The organism is Pseudonocardia sp. ICBG1142, assembly GCF_020496255.1.
Lineage (GTDB): Bacteria > Actinomycetota > Actinomycetes > Mycobacteriales > Pseudonocardiaceae > Pseudonocardia.
Genome location: NZ_JAHLJC010000030.1, coordinates 1,238,729 through 1,253,573 on the forward strand (window position 1 = coordinate 1,238,729; position 14,845 = coordinate 1,253,573).

At 74.0% G+C, this 14,845-nt stretch carries 14 protein-coding genes; 7 read left to right on the plus strand and 7 right to left on the minus strand.

Annotation, left to right across the window (positions count from 1 at the left end):
• Positions 1–142 precede the first annotated feature (142 nt).
• From KPL59_RS20165 to KPL59_RS20175, 3 genes are all read left to right on the plus strand, one after another.
• Entirely contained in the window at positions 143–1,744 is a 1,602-nt protein-coding gene (locus tag KPL59_RS20165) for a long-chain fatty acid--CoA ligase (RefSeq protein WP_226352687.1), read from the plus strand.
• Entirely contained in the window at positions 1,741–2,739 is a 999-nt protein-coding gene (locus KPL59_RS20170; RefSeq protein WP_226352688.1) for an LLM class flavin-dependent oxidoreductase, read from the plus strand. The genes KPL59_RS20165 and KPL59_RS20170 overlap by 4 nt, the downstream gene beginning before the upstream one ends.
• 119 nt (positions 2,740–2,858) lie before the next feature.
• On the plus strand, positions 2,859–5,561 hold the full coding sequence (locus KPL59_RS20175) for an acetoacetate--CoA ligase (protein ID WP_226361672.1): 2,703 nt from the start codon (positions 2,859–2,861) through the stop codon (positions 5,559–5,561).
• A 31-nt stretch (positions 5,562–5,592) separates the two neighbouring features.
• Here the strand turns inward: KPL59_RS20175 and KPL59_RS20180 are convergent, their stop codons facing one another.
• The 5 genes from KPL59_RS20180 to KPL59_RS20200 form a co-directional block, all read right to left on the minus strand.
• Positions 5,593–5,904: a hypothetical protein gene (locus KPL59_RS20180; RefSeq protein WP_226361673.1), complete on the minus strand. Its 312-nt coding sequence runs from the start codon at positions 5,902–5,904 to the stop codon at positions 5,593–5,595.
• A 60-nt stretch (positions 5,905–5,964) separates the two neighbouring features.
• Entirely contained in the window at positions 5,965–6,570 is a 606-nt protein-coding gene (locus KPL59_RS20185) for an NAD(P)H-dependent oxidoreductase (RefSeq protein ID WP_020621566.1), read from the minus strand.
• Positions 6,571–6,694: 124 nt separating this feature from the next.
• The gene (locus KPL59_RS20190; protein ID WP_020621565.1) at positions 6,695–6,898 is read right to left on the minus strand and encodes a CsbD family protein; all 204 of its coding nucleotides are present in this window, start codon (positions 6,896–6,898) and stop codon (positions 6,695–6,697) included.
• Positions 6,899–6,985: 87 nt separating this feature from the next.
• A complete protein-coding gene (locus KPL59_RS20195) occupies positions 6,986–7,426 on the minus strand; it encodes a CBS domain-containing protein (protein ID WP_226352693.1) in 441 nt (146 codons plus the stop codon).
• A gap of 34 nt (positions 7,427–7,460) precedes the next feature.
• The gene (locus KPL59_RS20200; RefSeq protein WP_083695339.1) at positions 7,461–8,075 is read right to left on the minus strand and encodes a carboxymuconolactone decarboxylase family protein; all 615 of its coding nucleotides are present in this window, start codon (positions 8,073–8,075) and stop codon (positions 7,461–7,463) included.
• A gap of 189 nt (positions 8,076–8,264) precedes the next feature.
• Here KPL59_RS20200 and KPL59_RS20205 point away from each other — a divergent pair, with 189 nt between their 5' ends.
• Together KPL59_RS20205 and hppD are read left to right on the plus strand one after the other, a co-directional pair.
• Positions 8,265–9,311, plus strand: coding sequence for a Glu/Leu/Phe/Val dehydrogenase dimerization domain-containing protein (locus KPL59_RS20205; protein WP_226352694.1), 1,047 nt, complete (start codon positions 8,265–8,267; stop codon positions 9,309–9,311).
• A complete protein-coding gene (gene hppD / locus KPL59_RS20210; RefSeq protein ID WP_226361674.1) occupies positions 9,311–10,507 on the plus strand; it encodes a 4-hydroxyphenylpyruvate dioxygenase in 1,197 nt (398 codons plus the stop codon). The genes KPL59_RS20205 and hppD overlap by 1 nt, the downstream gene beginning before the upstream one ends.
• A gap of 45 nt (positions 10,508–10,552) precedes the next feature.
• On the opposite strand, the gene KPL59_RS20215 is transcribed toward hppD, so the two are convergent.
• Positions 10,553–11,950, minus strand: a complete 1,398-nt coding sequence (locus KPL59_RS20215) for an amidase (protein WP_226361675.1) — start codon at positions 11,948–11,950, stop codon at positions 10,553–10,555.
• Positions 11,951–12,104: 154 nt separating this feature from the next.
• Between KPL59_RS20215 and KPL59_RS20220 the strand changes: the two genes are divergently transcribed.
• Both KPL59_RS20220 and KPL59_RS20225 read left to right on the plus strand, forming a co-directional pair.
• Positions 12,105–13,082, plus strand: coding sequence for a MoxR family ATPase (locus tag KPL59_RS20220; RefSeq protein ID WP_226361676.1), 978 nt, complete (start codon positions 12,105–12,107; stop codon positions 13,080–13,082).
• 83 nt (positions 13,083–13,165) lie between these two features.
• A complete protein-coding gene (locus tag KPL59_RS20225) occupies positions 13,166–14,032 on the plus strand; it encodes a vWA domain-containing protein (protein ID WP_226361677.1) in 867 nt (288 codons plus the stop codon).
• 26 nt (positions 14,033–14,058) lie between these two features.
• Here the strand turns inward: KPL59_RS20225 and KPL59_RS20230 are convergent, their stop codons facing one another.
• Positions 14,059–14,808 carry a DUF1345 domain-containing protein gene (locus KPL59_RS20230; RefSeq protein WP_226361678.1) on the minus strand — a complete coding sequence of 250 codons (750 nt, stop codon included), beginning with the start codon at positions 14,806–14,808 and terminating at the stop codon, positions 14,059–14,061.
• Positions 14,809–14,845: the final 37 nt, after the last annotated feature.

Consider the following 14,845-nt stretch of genomic DNA (forward strand, 5'->3'; position numbering starts at 1 on the left):
GCCCGTCGTCGTCCCCGGGGCCGTCGTCCCGACGCGTCGGACGGGCACGACCGGGTCGCAGCCCGCACTAGAATCTTGACAACTGTCCAGAAACTCGCCACGGTCATCGCTGTCCGCAACGGTGCGAGTCCGGGGAGCTGCGATGTCGCTGACCTTCTATCTCGACAAGGGCGCCTCGCTGGACCCCGCCGCGCCCTGCCTGACGCTCGACGGCACCTCGCTGTCCTACGGGGAGGTCGTCGACCTCTCGCACGCCGTCGCGCGGGCCCTGCGCCGCTCGGGCGTCGCCCCCGGCGACAAGGTCGGCATCCTGTCGGCGAACGACCCGACCGCGTTCTCCTGCGTGTTCGGCATCGCCCGGGCCGGGGCGGTCTGGTGCCCGATCAACCCGCGCAACGCGGCCGGGGAGACCGCCGAGCTCCTGGACCTGTTCGACTGCACCACGCTGATCTTCCAGTCGTCCTTCGACGACCTCGTCGCCACGATCGCTCCGGATCTCCCGCAGCTGCGGACACTGGTCCGTCTCGGCACGGGCACCGACCGCGCGCAGGCCTTCGACGCCTGGCTCGACGCCGCCCGCGACGACGCGTCGGCCGAGGCCGCGCCGCCCGAGGAGATCGTGGCGCTGGTCGGCACCGGCGGCACCACCGGGCGTCCCAAGGGCGTGCTGCTGACCGACCGCAACGTCGAGACGATGTCGGCGATCACGCTGATGAGCTACCCCTTCGACGAGCGCCCGGTCTACCTCGCGCTGGCCCCGCTCACGCACGCCGCGGGCGTGCTCTGCTTCCCGGTGATGGCCCGCGGCGGCGAGGTCGTGATCATGCCGAAGCCCGACGTCGGCCGGTTCCTGGAGCTGATCGAGACGCACCGGGTCACGCACACGTTCCTGCCGCCGACGCTGATCTACATGGTGCTGGGCCACGAGGCGCTCGACACGACGGACCTCTCGTCGCTGCAGTGCTTCTGGTACGGCGCGGCCCCGATGTCGGTGGCCCGGCTGGCCGAGGCACTGGACCGGATCGGGCCGATGGCTCAGCTGTTCGGCCAGTCCGAGGCGCCCATGATGATCTCGACGATGTCGCCCGCCGAGCACCGCCGTCCCGACGGGAGCATCTCCACCGAGCGGCTGGCCTCGGCCGGACGGCCGTCACCGCTGGTCGTCGTGGCGATCCTCGACGAGCAGGGCAGGCCGGTCCCGCGCGGCGAGCGTGGCGAGATCTGCGTGCGCGGGTCGCTGGTCATGGCGGGCTACTACCGCAACCCCGAGGCGACGGCGGAGGTGTCGGCGCACGGCTGGCACCACACCGGCGACATCGGCCGGCTCGACGACGACGGGTTCCTCCACATCGTCGACCGGGCCAAGGACATGGTCATCTCCGGCGGGTTCAACGTGTACTCCGCCGAGGTGGAGCAGGCCCTGATGGCGCACGACGCCGTCCGGGACTGCGCCGTGGTCGGCCTGCCCGACGAGAAGTGGGGCGAACGGGTCACCGCGGTGGTCCAGCCCCAGCCCGGTGCCGAGATCGACACCGAGGAGCTGGTCGCGTTCGTCAAGGCGCGCATCGGTTCCGTGAAGGCCCCCAAGCAGATCGAGATCTGGAGCGATCTCCCGCGCTCGACCGTGGGTAAGGTCCTCAAGAACGAGATCCGCGTCACACTCTCCGTCAGCGACACCACCGACGACATCGTCGGCGACGTCGTTGGCGACACTGTCATGCCGCAAGGAGGCAGCATCACATGAAGCTCGCTCTGTACCTCCCCAACTTCCGTGACCTGGTCACGGTCAAGGAGCTGGAGGACCTCACCGCGCTGGCCGAGGAGCTCGACTTCGACTCGGTCTGGACGCTCGACCGGATCGTCGTCCCCGAGAAGTCCGACCGCCAGGAGCTGGAGTACTCGTTCGGCATGATGGAGGGGCTGCCGAACGGCCTGCCCGTGTCCTCGCGCGGCAGGTGGTTCCAGGGTTACCCGCTGATCCCGTGGCTCGCCGCGAAGACCACCAAGGTCCGCATCGGCATGAGCATCATCGACACGCCGTTCCGCTCGCCCGGCGTCCTCGCCGCGGAGCTGGCGACCATCGACCACCTCTCCGGCGGCCGGCTCAACGTCGGCGTCGGCTCCGGCTGGATGCCCGAGGAGTTCGCCGCGGCGAGTGCCACGGACATCTTCCCGAGGCGGCACAAGCACGTGCGCGAGTCGATCGAGATCATGCAGGGCATCTGGGACAAGAACGCCGACCACTACGAGTTCCACGGCGAGTTCGCCGACTTCGACGCCTGCGGCTTCGGGCACAAGCCGCTGCAGGACCCGCGCCCGCCGATCTTCATGAGCGGCCTCAAGGACCCGCTGCGCTCGGCGCGCCGGATCACCAAGTACGACCTCGACGGCTGGATCGGCATCCAGGACTCGCCCGAGCGCCTCGCCCAGTGGATCACCGCGATCGACGAGCAGTTCGAGGAGATCGGCAGCCCCAAGCGGGCCAAGGACCTGGAGATCTGCTCGATGATCTGGACGGTCATCACCGACGAGGAGGTCGACCAGACCGTCAACGGCGTCGCCTCGAACCTGCTGGTGGGGACGGAGAAGCAGCTCACCGACCGACTCAAGGCGTACAAGGAGGCGGGGATGACCATGCCGCTGATCTGGCCGCCGTTCGCCGACGTGCCGGTGGCGAAGACGCTCGACGACCTGAAGCGGATCAAGAACGACATCATGCCGAAGGTGCTCGCCTCCTGAGGCTCCCGGGTCGCACCGCAGCACCGCAGCGCAGCACCGCACCGCAGCGCCGTGCCGGCGGGCCCACCTCACCGGGTGGGCCCGCCGGCACGCGGGACGTCCGTACGGAGGAGACACCGATGACCGACGTCCTCTGGACCCCGTCGGCGGAGCGCATCGAGCGGTCCGCGCTGCGCGCCTACCTCGACCGGCTGGCCGAGCGGGAGGGGCGCCCGTTCGACGACCACGACGCCCTGCACGCCTGGTCGGTCGCCGACGTCGACCGGTTCTGGTGCTCGGTCGTCGACCACTACGGCGTCGCGTTCTCCACGCCGTACACGCAGGTCCGCACCACCGACCCGATGCCGCACACCCGCTGGTTCACCGGCGCGCGGCTGAACTGGGCCGAGCACGCGCTGCGCCACGGCGCCGACGACGACACGGCCCTGGTGTGCGTGCGCGAGGGCGGCACACCCGCCCGGGAGATCACCTGGTCACGGCTGCGCCGGTCGGTTGCCGCCGCTGCGGCCTGGCTGCGCCGCGCCGGCGTCGAGCCCGGGGACCGGGTCTGCGCCTACCTGCCCAACACCGAGCACGCGGTGATCGGCCTGCTCGCCGCGGCCGCGGTCGGCGCGGTGTGGTCCTGCTGCTCGCCCGACTTCGGTGCCGAGGGCACCATCGGCCGGCTCGCCCAGCTCGAACCGACCGTCCTGATCGCCGCCGACGGCTACCACTGGAACGGCACGGTCGTCGACCGCGGCGACGTCGTCGCCCGGCTGCGGGAGAACCTGCCGACGGTGCGGCACGTCGTGCACGTCGGCCACGCGGTCGACCGGACCGCCCCGGAGGGCAGCACGCCGTGGGCGGAGCTGCTGGCCGTCGACGCGGAGCCGGAGTTCGAGCAGGTGGAGTTCTCGCACCCGCTGTGGGTGCTGTTCACCTCCGGCACCACCGGCCTGCCCAAGGGGCTGGTCCACGGCCACGGCGGCATCACCCTCGAAGGGCTCAAGTGGTCCGGGCTGTACTGCGGGCTGCGCGCGGGCGAGCGGATGTTCACCTACACCTCCACCGGCTGGGCGCTGTGGAACATGCAGCTCGGCGCGCTCGGCCAGGGCGCGTCGATCGTGCTCTACGAGGGCAGCCCCGGCCACCCGCCGGGCGCGGTCTGGGAGGTCGCCGCCCGGACCGGCGCCGACGTCGTCCTCCTGGGGGCGGCGGTGGTCACCGCGACGGCGAACAGCGGCGTCTCCCCGCGCGCCGACCACGACCTGTCCCGGGTGCGGCACGTGATGGTCAGCGGCTCGGCGCTGCCGCCCGCCGGCTACGACTGGCTCTACTCCCACGTCTCGCCGGACCTGCGGGTCGACTCCACCAGCGGCGGCACCGACATCTCCGGCTCCTTCGTCGGGGCGAACGAGTACTCCCCGGTGCGGGTCGGGCGGATCGGCGGGCGCCTGGCCGGGGTCGACTGCGCCGCCTGGGACGACGACGGGAACCCGGTCGTCGACGAGGTCGGGGACCTGGTGGTCACCCAGCCGATGCCGTCCATGCCGGTGCACCTGTGGAACGACCCCGGCGCGCGCCGCTACACCGACTCCTACTTCGACACCTGGCCCGGCGTCTGGCGGCACGGTGACTGGGTGACCGTGCACGGCGACGGCAGCGTCTCCATCCACGGCCGCTCGGACTCCACCCTCAACCGCCACGGCGTGCGTCTGGGCACCGGCGACTTCTACGACGTCCTGGAGACGATGGAGGAGATCACCGAGGCCCTCGTCGTCGGCGTGGACCTCCCCGACGACGGGTACTGGCTGGGCCTGTTCGTCGTCCCCGCCGCGGGGCATCCGCTCGACGACGATCTCCGGGCGACGATCGTGACCACGCTGCGGACCCGGTTGACCCCCCCGGCACGTGCCGGACGAGATCGTCGAGGCGCCCGCGGTGCCGCACACCCTGTCCGGCAAGCGGCTGGAGGTGCCGGTCAAGAAGCTGATGGCCGGGCGTCCGCTGGAGAAGGCGGCGAACGTCGCCTCGGTCGACGACCCCGACGTGCTGCGCTGGTACGCCCGGTTCGCCGCCGAACGGCGGGCCTGACCGTGCGCCTGGGCGCGACGCTCGCGCACCTGTCCGATGCGCCGCCCCACCCGGTGGTGCCGTGGGCGCGGCGCCTCGCCGGCGCGGGCTTCGCCCACCTCTGGGCGCCGGAGATCATCGGCCGTGGCCGGCTCGTGCCGGACCCGTTCGTCGCGCTCGCCGCCGCGGCCGGGGCCACCGACGGCGTCGGGCTGGCGACGGGCACCGTGCAGCTCCCGCTGCACCACCCCGCGGAGCTGGCGCACCGGATGCTGTCGTTGCAGGCCGTCTGCGGGGACCGGCTGGCCCTGGGGATCAGCCCCGGCTCCACCCGTGACGACTACGCCACCCTCGACCGCGACCACCGCACCCGTTTCCGGATCCTCGACGAGAACGCGGCCCGACTCCGCGACCTGCTGGAACACGGCCACGACGACCACGTCCGGCTCGCCGATCCGCCGGCCGCCCGCCCGCCGCTGCTGCTCGGCTCGTGGGGCGCGAACGTCCAGAAGGCGGCCCGGCGCTTCGACGGCTGGCTCGCCTCGGGCTACCGCACCACCCCCGCGGAGATGATCGAGGCGCTGGGGCGCTACCGGGCCGCCGGCGGGCGCCGCGCTGTCGCCTACGCCCTGCCGGTCCCCGCGGGGACCGACCTCGGGCGCCTGGGCGAGACGCTGCACCGCTACGCCGACGCGGGGTTCGACGACGCCGTCGTGGTCATCGAGCCGGACGGCCCGGACCCGGAGCGGGTCCGGGCGCTGCTGGCGTAGCGCCCCGTCGGACCCGGGCCGGTGCCGGGTCTCAGGCCCGTTCGACGTGTGCGCGCACCGCGGTACCGTCGTCGGAGACCCAGCCCTTGCTCCGGGCGTAGCCGAGCATGCCGGCCAGGTCGTCCTCCCAGCCCGGGCCGACCCGACCGGCGGCGAGCCCGCGGACGGCGTCCACCCGGACCAGGACGTGCCGGCCGTCGTCGGAGACCTCGCCGAGCCCGGTGCGGCGCACGGTGTCGGCGAGCTCCCCGTCGGCCAGTCCCTCGGTGGCGACGACGTGGAACGCACGCACGTCACCCGGGTCGACGAGCTCGACGTCGCCCGGAGTGATCCGGAAGTACATCCGTCGAGGCTAACCCGTGCGTACGTGCGGTGGCCGGTTCCGCGCCGCCGCGACGCGGGGTCAGCCCGCGAGCTTCCCGGCGACGGTGACCACGCGGGTGGCGAGGTGGTCGAGCGCGGCGTTCTCGGCGTCGCCGAGCGGGGCGTCGTTGTTCGCCCCGGTCACGTGCGAGGCGCCGTAGGGGTTGCCGTCGACGAACTTGGTCGGGTCGGTGTAGCCGGGCGCGACGACGATCCCGCCGAAGTGGTGGATCGTGTTGTACAGGGCGAGCAGGGTCGACTCCTGGCCGCCGTGCAGGGTCTGGCTGGAGGTGAACCCGGCGTAGACCTTGTCGGCGAGCAGGCCCTGGCCCCACTGCGGGCCGAGCGAGTCGATGAAGGTCTTCAGCTGCCCGGCGATGTTGCCGTAGCGGGTGGGGGAGCCGAACAGGACGGCGTCGGCCCACACGATGTCGTCGGCGGTGGCTGCGGGGACCTCGGGTGCGGCCTCGGCGTGCGCGGCCTGCGCCTCGGTGGCCTGGCGCTCGCCGGAGGTCGCCTCGCGGGCGACGCGACGCAGGCGCACCTCGGCGCCCGCCTTCTCACCGGCCGCGGCGGCCCGGTGGGCCATCGCGTCGACGGTGCCGGTGGCGGAGTAGTAGACGATGGCGAGCTTCACGGTGCTCATGGTTCCTCCGTGGGGTTCGGGGAGGAGCCCGGTACGGCGTCGGACCCGGCTCGGTACGCCGAGGGCCTTCCCGTTCGGGGCGACCGGCATGCCTGCCGGTCGCCCCCGTCACGGTGACGCCGGGTCAGCTCGTCGAGCCGCCCAGCGCGTCCTTGACGTTGCCCGCCGCGTCCTTCAGCTTCTCGCCGGCGTCCTTCAGCGACGCCTTCGACTGCTCGGCCTTGCCCTCGACCTGCAGCTCGCGGTCGCCGGTGGCCTCTCCGGTCTTCTCCTTGGCGACGCCCACGGCGTTCTCGGCCTTGTTCTTGACCTTGTCGGTGAACGACATGACTACCTCCTCGGTGGACTGTGCGTAGGAGGGCGCGCGCCCGCCGGTCCTCGCGGGCATGTGACACAGGACACCGGAAACGCGCCCTCACGACCGGCCCGGGGCCGCTGCGCGTTCGTCGATCCGGGCCTGGATGCCGGCGTCGGAGCAGAAGCCGCGACCGTGGCGCTTGAGACAGAGCAGCCCGAGCAGGCGTCCGGAGCCGTCGACCACAGCGACCCGTCGCCGTCCGGCGTCGGCCATCGCCGCCCAGGTCGAGGCCAGGTCGTCGCCGGCGCGGGCCACCCGCCCGTCGAGCGTCCCGAGGGGCGCGACGGGCCGGTCGGGGACCGCCCCGCTCAGGTCGGCCCGGTCGACGACGGCGAGCAGCCGCCCGGCGTCGAGGACCAGCAGCGAGTGCACCTTGGGCCGCTCGAACGCCGCCCACGCCTGCGCGACGGTCGTCGCGGGTCCGCAGGTCTTGGGGAAGGTGTGCATGGCGGCTGCCACACGCACCCCGTCCGGTGCGGTGCTCGGTGCGGTGTTCATGGCGGACCTCCCCTCCCGCACGGGTTACCCGGACTCACTCCGGCCGGAACACGGCCAGGGCGGTGGCCAGCATCGAGTAGTACCCGGTCAGCCACACCAGCGCCGCGAGGGTGTCACGGCCGAGCGCGTCCAGCGCGGTCGCGTAGGCGCCGTCGCCCAGGTCGTGCTGGGTGAGCAGGGCGCGGACGGTGGTCAGCGCGACCCGCTCGGCCTCGTCGAGACCGTCGGGGACACCGCCGTCGAGCAGGGCCTGCAGCTGCGGGCCGGTCAGCCCGGTGTCGCGGGCGAGGCCCTCGTGCGCGGACCACTCGAACGCCGATCCGTGGTGCACGGCGACGGCGAGCACGGCCAGCTCGCGCAGCCGTGGCGGGAGGTCGTCGTCGGTGCGCAGGGCCGCGCCGACCTGCTGGACGGCGTCGCCGATGCGCGGCGAGAACAGCATCGTCGCGAACGGGCCGAGCAGCCGGTCGGCGTCGTCGACCAGCGGGACCCTGGCCTGCGCGCGTCGCGGGCCGGTCGCGATGCGGGCGTGCAGCGCGGCGCGCTCGGGATCGAGCCCTGCCGGGTCCGACGGCGCGGTCCGCGGGTGGGCCGGCGGTCGCGGCCTGCCACGCAGGTCGGCGGGCGTCGTGGCGTCGCTGGTCGTCACCGGTCCAGGCTACGGACGCCGACGGCGGGTCCCCGGGGTGACGCCGGTCTCCTGGACGATCAGCCCAGCTGTCCCGGCGTGCTGCCCCGCCGATCTGCGGTAGGTGCGTAGCTGGTTCTGGGCCGGTTGCGCAGATGCCACGGCCCACGGTGTCCTCACTGCACACCAGCGAGGAGATGGAGGCGCGGGATGGCTCTGCCCGAGTGGGACGGCGAACTGACCTCGGTCCGGTACGACCGGGAGACGGGCGCGTGGTTCGTGATCGGGGTGCATTCGACCCGGCTCGGTCCGGCGTCCGGCGGGACTCGCGCGATGGTCTACCCCTCGCCCGACGACGCCGTCGCCGACGCCCGTCGCCTCGCCGGGGCGATGACGCTGAAGATGGCCGCCGCGGGCCTCCCGATGGGCGGTGGCAAGTCGGTGATCGCGCTCCCGGCCCCGCGCGCCGAGCTCGACGACGCGACCTGGCGGCGCATCCTGGAGATCCACGCGGCGAACCTGGAGCTGCTCGGCGGGAACTACACCACCGGCCCGGACGTCGGGACCTGCTCGGCCGACATGGACGTGCTCGCCGGCCTGACCCCGCACGTGTTCGGCCGCTCGGTCGCGGCGGGCGGGCCCGGCTCCTCCGGCCCGATGACCGCCCTCGGGGTGTTCGCCGCGATCCGCGCCGGAGCCGCGGAGGCCGGGTTCGACGGCGTCGACGGGCTGCGGGTGCTGGTCCAGGGGCTCGGGGCGGTCGGCGCCGACGTCGCCCGGCTCGCCGCCGACGCAGGGGCCAAGCTGATCGTCACCGACGTCGATCCGGCCCGCTGCGCCGCGGCCGCCGACGAGCTGGGCGCCGAGGTGGTCGACACCGCGGCGGTGACCACCCGCGCGTGCGACGTGCTGGTCCCGTGCGCCACCGGCGGGCTGATCACCGCCGAGGTCGCCGCGACCGTCCCCACCGCGGTGATCGCGGGTGCGGCGAACAACCTGCTCGCCGACCCGTACGCTGCCGATGTCCTGCGCCGGCGCGGGATCACCTACGCCCCGGACTTCGTCGCGAACGCCGGTGGGGCCATCCACCTGGTCGGCCGCGAGGTGCTCGGCTGGAGTGCTGCCGCCGTCGCGGACCGGACCCGTGCCATCGGCGACACCCTGGCCGGGATCTTCGCCGACGCCCGCGCACACGGCACCACCACGGTCACCGCGGCGGAGAACCTGGCAGCACGCACGTTGACGGGAGAGCACTGATGGACATCCTCACCGACTCCGAGAAGCTCGCCGACCTCGACGCCGCCGCCCTGCGCCGGCTGGTCGGCCTCGTCGAACACGACGACTCCGCCGACCCGTTCCCGGTCACCGGCTGGGACGCCGTGGTCTGGGCCGTCGGCAACGCCACCCAGGCCGCGCAGCTCTACCAGGTCGTCTACGGCATGGAGCTCGTCGCGTACTCCGGACCGGAGACGGGCAACCGCGACCACCACTCCTACGTGCTGCGCTCGGGCGCGGTCCGGTTCGAGCTGCGCGGCGCCGTCGACCCGGACAGCCCGCTCGCCGACCACCACCGCCGGCACGGCGACTCCGTCGTCGACATCGCCCTCGAGGTCCCCGACGTCGACCGCTGCATCGACCACGCCCGCGCCCAGGGCGCCACCGTGCTCGTCGAGCCGCACGACACGACCGACGAGCACGGCACCGTGCGCACCGCCGCGATCGCCACCTACGGCGACACCCGGCACACCCTGGTCGACCGGTCCCGCTACACCGGCCCGTACCTGCCCGGCCACGTCGCCCGCGGCTCGTCGGTGGCCCGGCCCGCGGACGCGCCGCGGCGGGTGTTCCAGGCGCTCGACCACGTCGTCGGGAACGTGGAGTACGGGCGGATGGACCACTGGGTGGACTTCTACCACCGGATCATGGGCTTCACGAACATGGCCGAGTTCATCGGCGACGACATCGCCACCGACTACTCGGCGCTGATGAGCAAGGTCGTCGCGTCGGGCAACCACCGGGTGAAGTTCCCGCTCAACGAGCCCAGCCCGGGTCGACGGAAGTCCCAGATCGACGAGTACCTGGACTTCCACCGCGGCCCCGGCGCCCAGCACCTCGCGCTCGCGACGAACGACATCCTCGGCGCCGTCGACGTGCTGCGCTCCCGCGGCGTGGAGTTCCTTGACACCCCGGCCGCCTATTACGAGAACCCGGAGCTGCGGGCCCGCATCGGGTCCGTGCGGGTGCCGATCGCCGAGCTGCAGTCCCGCGGGATCCTCGTCGACCGCGACGAGGACGGCTACCTGCTGCAGATCTTCACCAAGCCGATCGGGGACCGGCCCACGGTGTTCTTCGAGCTCATCGAGCGGCACGGCTCGCTCGGCTTCGGCAAGGGCAACTTCAAGGCGCTGTTCGAGGCGATCGAGCGGGAGCAGGAGCGCCGCGGCAACGTCTGAGCGGGGCGCTGCCCCGGCGGCGGAGCAGTTCTGGACCGGTTCGGATCAGTCCTGGATCCGCCGCCAGGGGCGGTCGGCCTCGATCGCGTACGCGAGCTCCAGCAGCGTCCGCTCGTCGCCGACCGGGGTCTGCAGGTGCACCCCCACCGGCAGCCCGCCCGCCGTCGCACCGGCGGGCAGCGCGACCGCGGGAGCCCCGGCGACGTTGGCGAGCGGGGTGAACGCGACGTAGTCCAGCAGCCGGGCGGTGAGCTGCTCGATCGGCACCGTCGGCGCGAGCCACCCGATCTCCGGCGGGGTGTGCGCGAGCACCGGGGAGAGCAGCACGTCGTGCCGGGTGAACAGCTCGGCGTGGGTCGCCGCGACCCGGCGCAGCCGGTGCAGGAACACCGGGGTGCGGGCCAGCGCGCGACGGTAGTGGTCGGCCAGACCGTGGGTCAGGCCGTCGAGACGGTGCGGGTCGAAGGTGCGCCCGTGCAGCAGCCGCCCGCCGGTGACCACGGAGAACGCGAGCAGCCCCCAGTAGTCGAGGAAGTCGTCGACGAACCGGGTCCCCACCCCGCTGTGGGCCTCGGACACCTCGTGGCCCTGCTTCGCGAGCAGCTGGGCGACGGCGGTGACGGCATCGCGGGTGTCGGCGTCGACCGCCGCCCCGGTGGGGGACTCCAGCAGCAGGCCGACCCGCAGGCGTCGCCGGGCGGGGCCCTCGACCAGGCCCAGCGGTGGCAGCGCCGGGTTGCGGCGCCCCCGGTCGGCGGCGCCCAGGAACACCGCGGTGTCGCGGACCGAGCGGGACACCACGCCGTCGGCGACGAGGTCGATCGGCATCCGGGCGCCGGTCGCGTTCGGCGCGAGCCGCCCCCGCGACGGCTTGAGCCCGACCAGCCCGCAGGCCGCGGCCGGGATGCGGATCGAGCCACCGCCGTCGTTGGCGTGGGCCAGCGGCACCACCCCGGCGGCGACGAGCGCGGCCGCCCCGCCCGACGACGCGCCGGCCGAGAAGCGCGGGTCCCACGGGTTGCGGGTCGGCTCGTCGTCGGCGAACTCGGTGGAGGCGTTCAGCCCGTACTCCGGCATCCGGGTCGTGCCCAGCAGGTCCAGCCCGCAGCCGAGCAGCTGCCGGGTCACCTCGGCGTGCTCGCGCGAGGGCGCCGGGACGAACGCCCGGGTGCCGTGGCCCGCGGGCCAGCCCCGGACCTCGACGTTGTCCTTGACCAGCGTCGGCACCCCGGCCAGCGGGCCGTCGACGGCGCCGGTGACGGGGTCCGCGGTGCGGTCCAGGGCGAAGCCGTGCAGGTGCGGCTCGACCCGGGCGGCACGCGCGGCGACGGCCGCGTGCAGCTCGGCGGGCGCGACCTCACGGCGGCGCAGCCTCCCGGCGAGGGCGACGGCGTCGTCGTCGCCCAGGGCGTCGTCGGTGAACGCGTGCACGCGTCGGTCCATGTCGGACGATCCTGCACCCCGCCCGTCCGCGTACGACGGGAGGCCCGGCCCGGCGCGGGTGGTGTCGCCTCCGCCAACCACGGTGGCGTCGGGTGTGCAACAGTGCGCACGGGCCCCACGTGGAGGACGCCACGCCCACCGCGGGTGGGGCAGGATGCAGGACGACACCGACGTCACCAGCGCCGAGGAGCACGCCCGTGAAGACCGAGGCAGCCGCCCCGTGCTGACCCCCGCCGTGACCCCTGTGGTGACCCCCGGCGTCGGCCGCGGCCGGGAGGTCGAGCTGCTCGTCGCGGCGCTGGAGGCCGGCGCCCACGTGGTCCTGGAGGGCCCGCCGGGCACCGGGAAGACGACGCTGCTGCGGTCGGTGGCCGAGGAGGCCGAGCTGCCGTTCGTGTTCGTCGAGGGCAACGCCGAGCTCACCCCGGCCCGGCTGGTCGGGCACTTCGACCCGGCCCAGGTGCTGGAGCGCGGCTACACCCCCGCGACCTTCGTCGACGGCCCGCTGGCCGAGGCGCTGCGCTCCGGTGCCCTGCTCTACGTCGAGGAGATCAACCGGATCCCGGAGGAGACCCTCAACGTCCTCATCACGGTGATGAGTGAGGGCGAGCTGCACGTGCCCCGGCTGGGCCGGATCACCGCCCACGAGGGCTTCCGGCTGGTCGCCGCGATGAACCCGTTCGACGCCGTCGGCACCGCCCGGATCTCCTCCGCCGTCTACGACCGGGTCTGCCGGATCGCGATGGGCTACCAGACCGCGGGCGACGAGACCGCGGTCGTCGCGCTCCGCGGCCCCGAGGTCGACGAGCGGTGGCGCTCCCAGGTCGTCTCCCTGGTGCGGCGCACCCGGGAGCACCCGGACGTGCACGTCGGCTCCTCGGTGCGCGGGGCGATCGACATCGTCCGCATCACCACGGCACTGGCGGCACGACGTGGCCGGGAGATCACCGACTGGCGGACCGGGCTGGACGCCGCGCTGGTGGCGCTGTCCGGCCGGATCCGGCTGGCCGAGTCCGGCTCCCGCAGCGCCGAGGACATCGTCCGCGAGCTCTACACGGCCGAGTTCGGCCGGGAACCCGCCGACGACGCCGACGACGCCCGGGACGGCGGTGATGCGTCGGGGGGAGCCTGAGCCCGCCACCGGCGGGCGGTCCCCGACCCGCGGGCGGCTCCACCCGCCCGGGGCGGCCCCGTGCGCGACCGGAGGACCGCACGGTGGCCCGCAGCTCCCTGGCGGGCCACACCGGTTTCACCGAGATCTCGCCCGAGGTGGGGGTGCTCGACGTGGACGCGTTCGACGCCGCCCTGGCACAGCGCCCCGACGAGACGCTGACGCTGCTCATCGACATGGGCAGGGCCACCGACGAGAAGCTGCGGGCGGCGGCCCGCAGGCTCGCCGGCCGGGTCGTCCTGGAGATCGGCCGGTCCGGCCGGGTCTCCCGGCGCGGGATCGGCAGGCTGCGGGTGGTCCCGGCCGACCGCGGCGGCGATCTGGACCTGGACGCCTCGCTCGGCGCGGTGGCCGAGGCCCGCGCGGCGCGGCGCCCGGTCGGTCTCGACGAGCTGACCGCGCGCACCTGGGCACGGCCGGAGCTCGCGCTGTGCCTGCTCGTGGACGCGTCCGGGTCGATGGGCGGGGAACGGCTCGCCGCGGCGGCGTTGACCGCCGCGGCCTGCGCGTTCCGGGCACCCGGCGACCACGCGGTGCTGTCGTTCGCGGCCGAGACCCGGGTCCTGCGCGACATCGGCTCCACCCGTGGGCCGTCGGCGGTCGTCGACCGGGTGCTGGGCCTGCGCGGGCACGGGGTGACCGCGCTGTCCGGTGCGTTGCGCGCGGTCACCGCGCAGCTGGAACGGACGCGGGCGGAGCGGCGGATCGTCGTGCTGCTGTCGGACTGCCGGGCCACCGACGACCACGACCCGGTCCCGGCGGCGCGGGGTGTCCCGGAGCTGCTCATCCTGGCCCCGGAGTCCGACCACGAGCAGGCGGCCGAGCTGGCCGCGCGCAGCAACGCGCGGTGGGCGCCGGTCGCCGGTCCGTCGGACGCACCGGGAGTGCTGCGGTCCCTCCTGGGCGGCTGAGCCCGCCGGGTCCCGACCGCCCGGACTCAGCCGCCGAGGACGTTCACGGCCCGGGACACGACGAGCGCGATCGTCACCAACGACACCAGCGCCTGCACGAGCATCAGCATCTTCGCCCACCGGCTCAACGGCATCACGTCGGTCGGGCTGAACGCGGTGGCGTTGGTGAACGACAGGTACAGGTAGTCGGCGAAGAGGGGTTCCCAGTCGGCGTCGTGCGGGTCGGTGCTCTGCATCTGCACGAACAGGAAATCCGCGGTGGGCCGACGGCCGTGCGCCCGCGCCGCAGGCCCGCCACGGTCGAGCTGCCAGTACCAGACCGCGAACGCGATGATGTTGGTCAACCAGATCGCCGCCCCGCTGGCCAGCAGCGGCGCGGCGGAGCCGCCGGAGGCGCCGTCGAGGATCGCGGTGACCAGCAGCCCCGCCGACACCGCGTTCGCCACGCTCAGCAGCCCGACCAGGGTCAGCCCGAGGCCGCGCAGCAGCGCCGACTCGCGGTCCATCCGGGCCGGACCGGTCACCGCGAGCACGACCAGCACCACCAGTTCCAGCGACGGCAGCAACCACCGCGACACCAGGGTGAGCTGGTCGGGCAGCAGCAGCTGCAGCCCGATCGCGACGACGATCGCCGCCGCGGCGGGCCACCGGTGTTCGCCAGGGGTGACCCGCTTCCAGGCGGGCACGACGCGGCGCCCGCCGTCGCCGAGCCGGTCGAGCTCGCGGCGGATGACGTCCAGGGCGTGCCGGTGCGGGTCGGCCGACGGGTCACTCATGACCGTGATCCTGCTCCTCGTCGATCCTGCTCGTGGT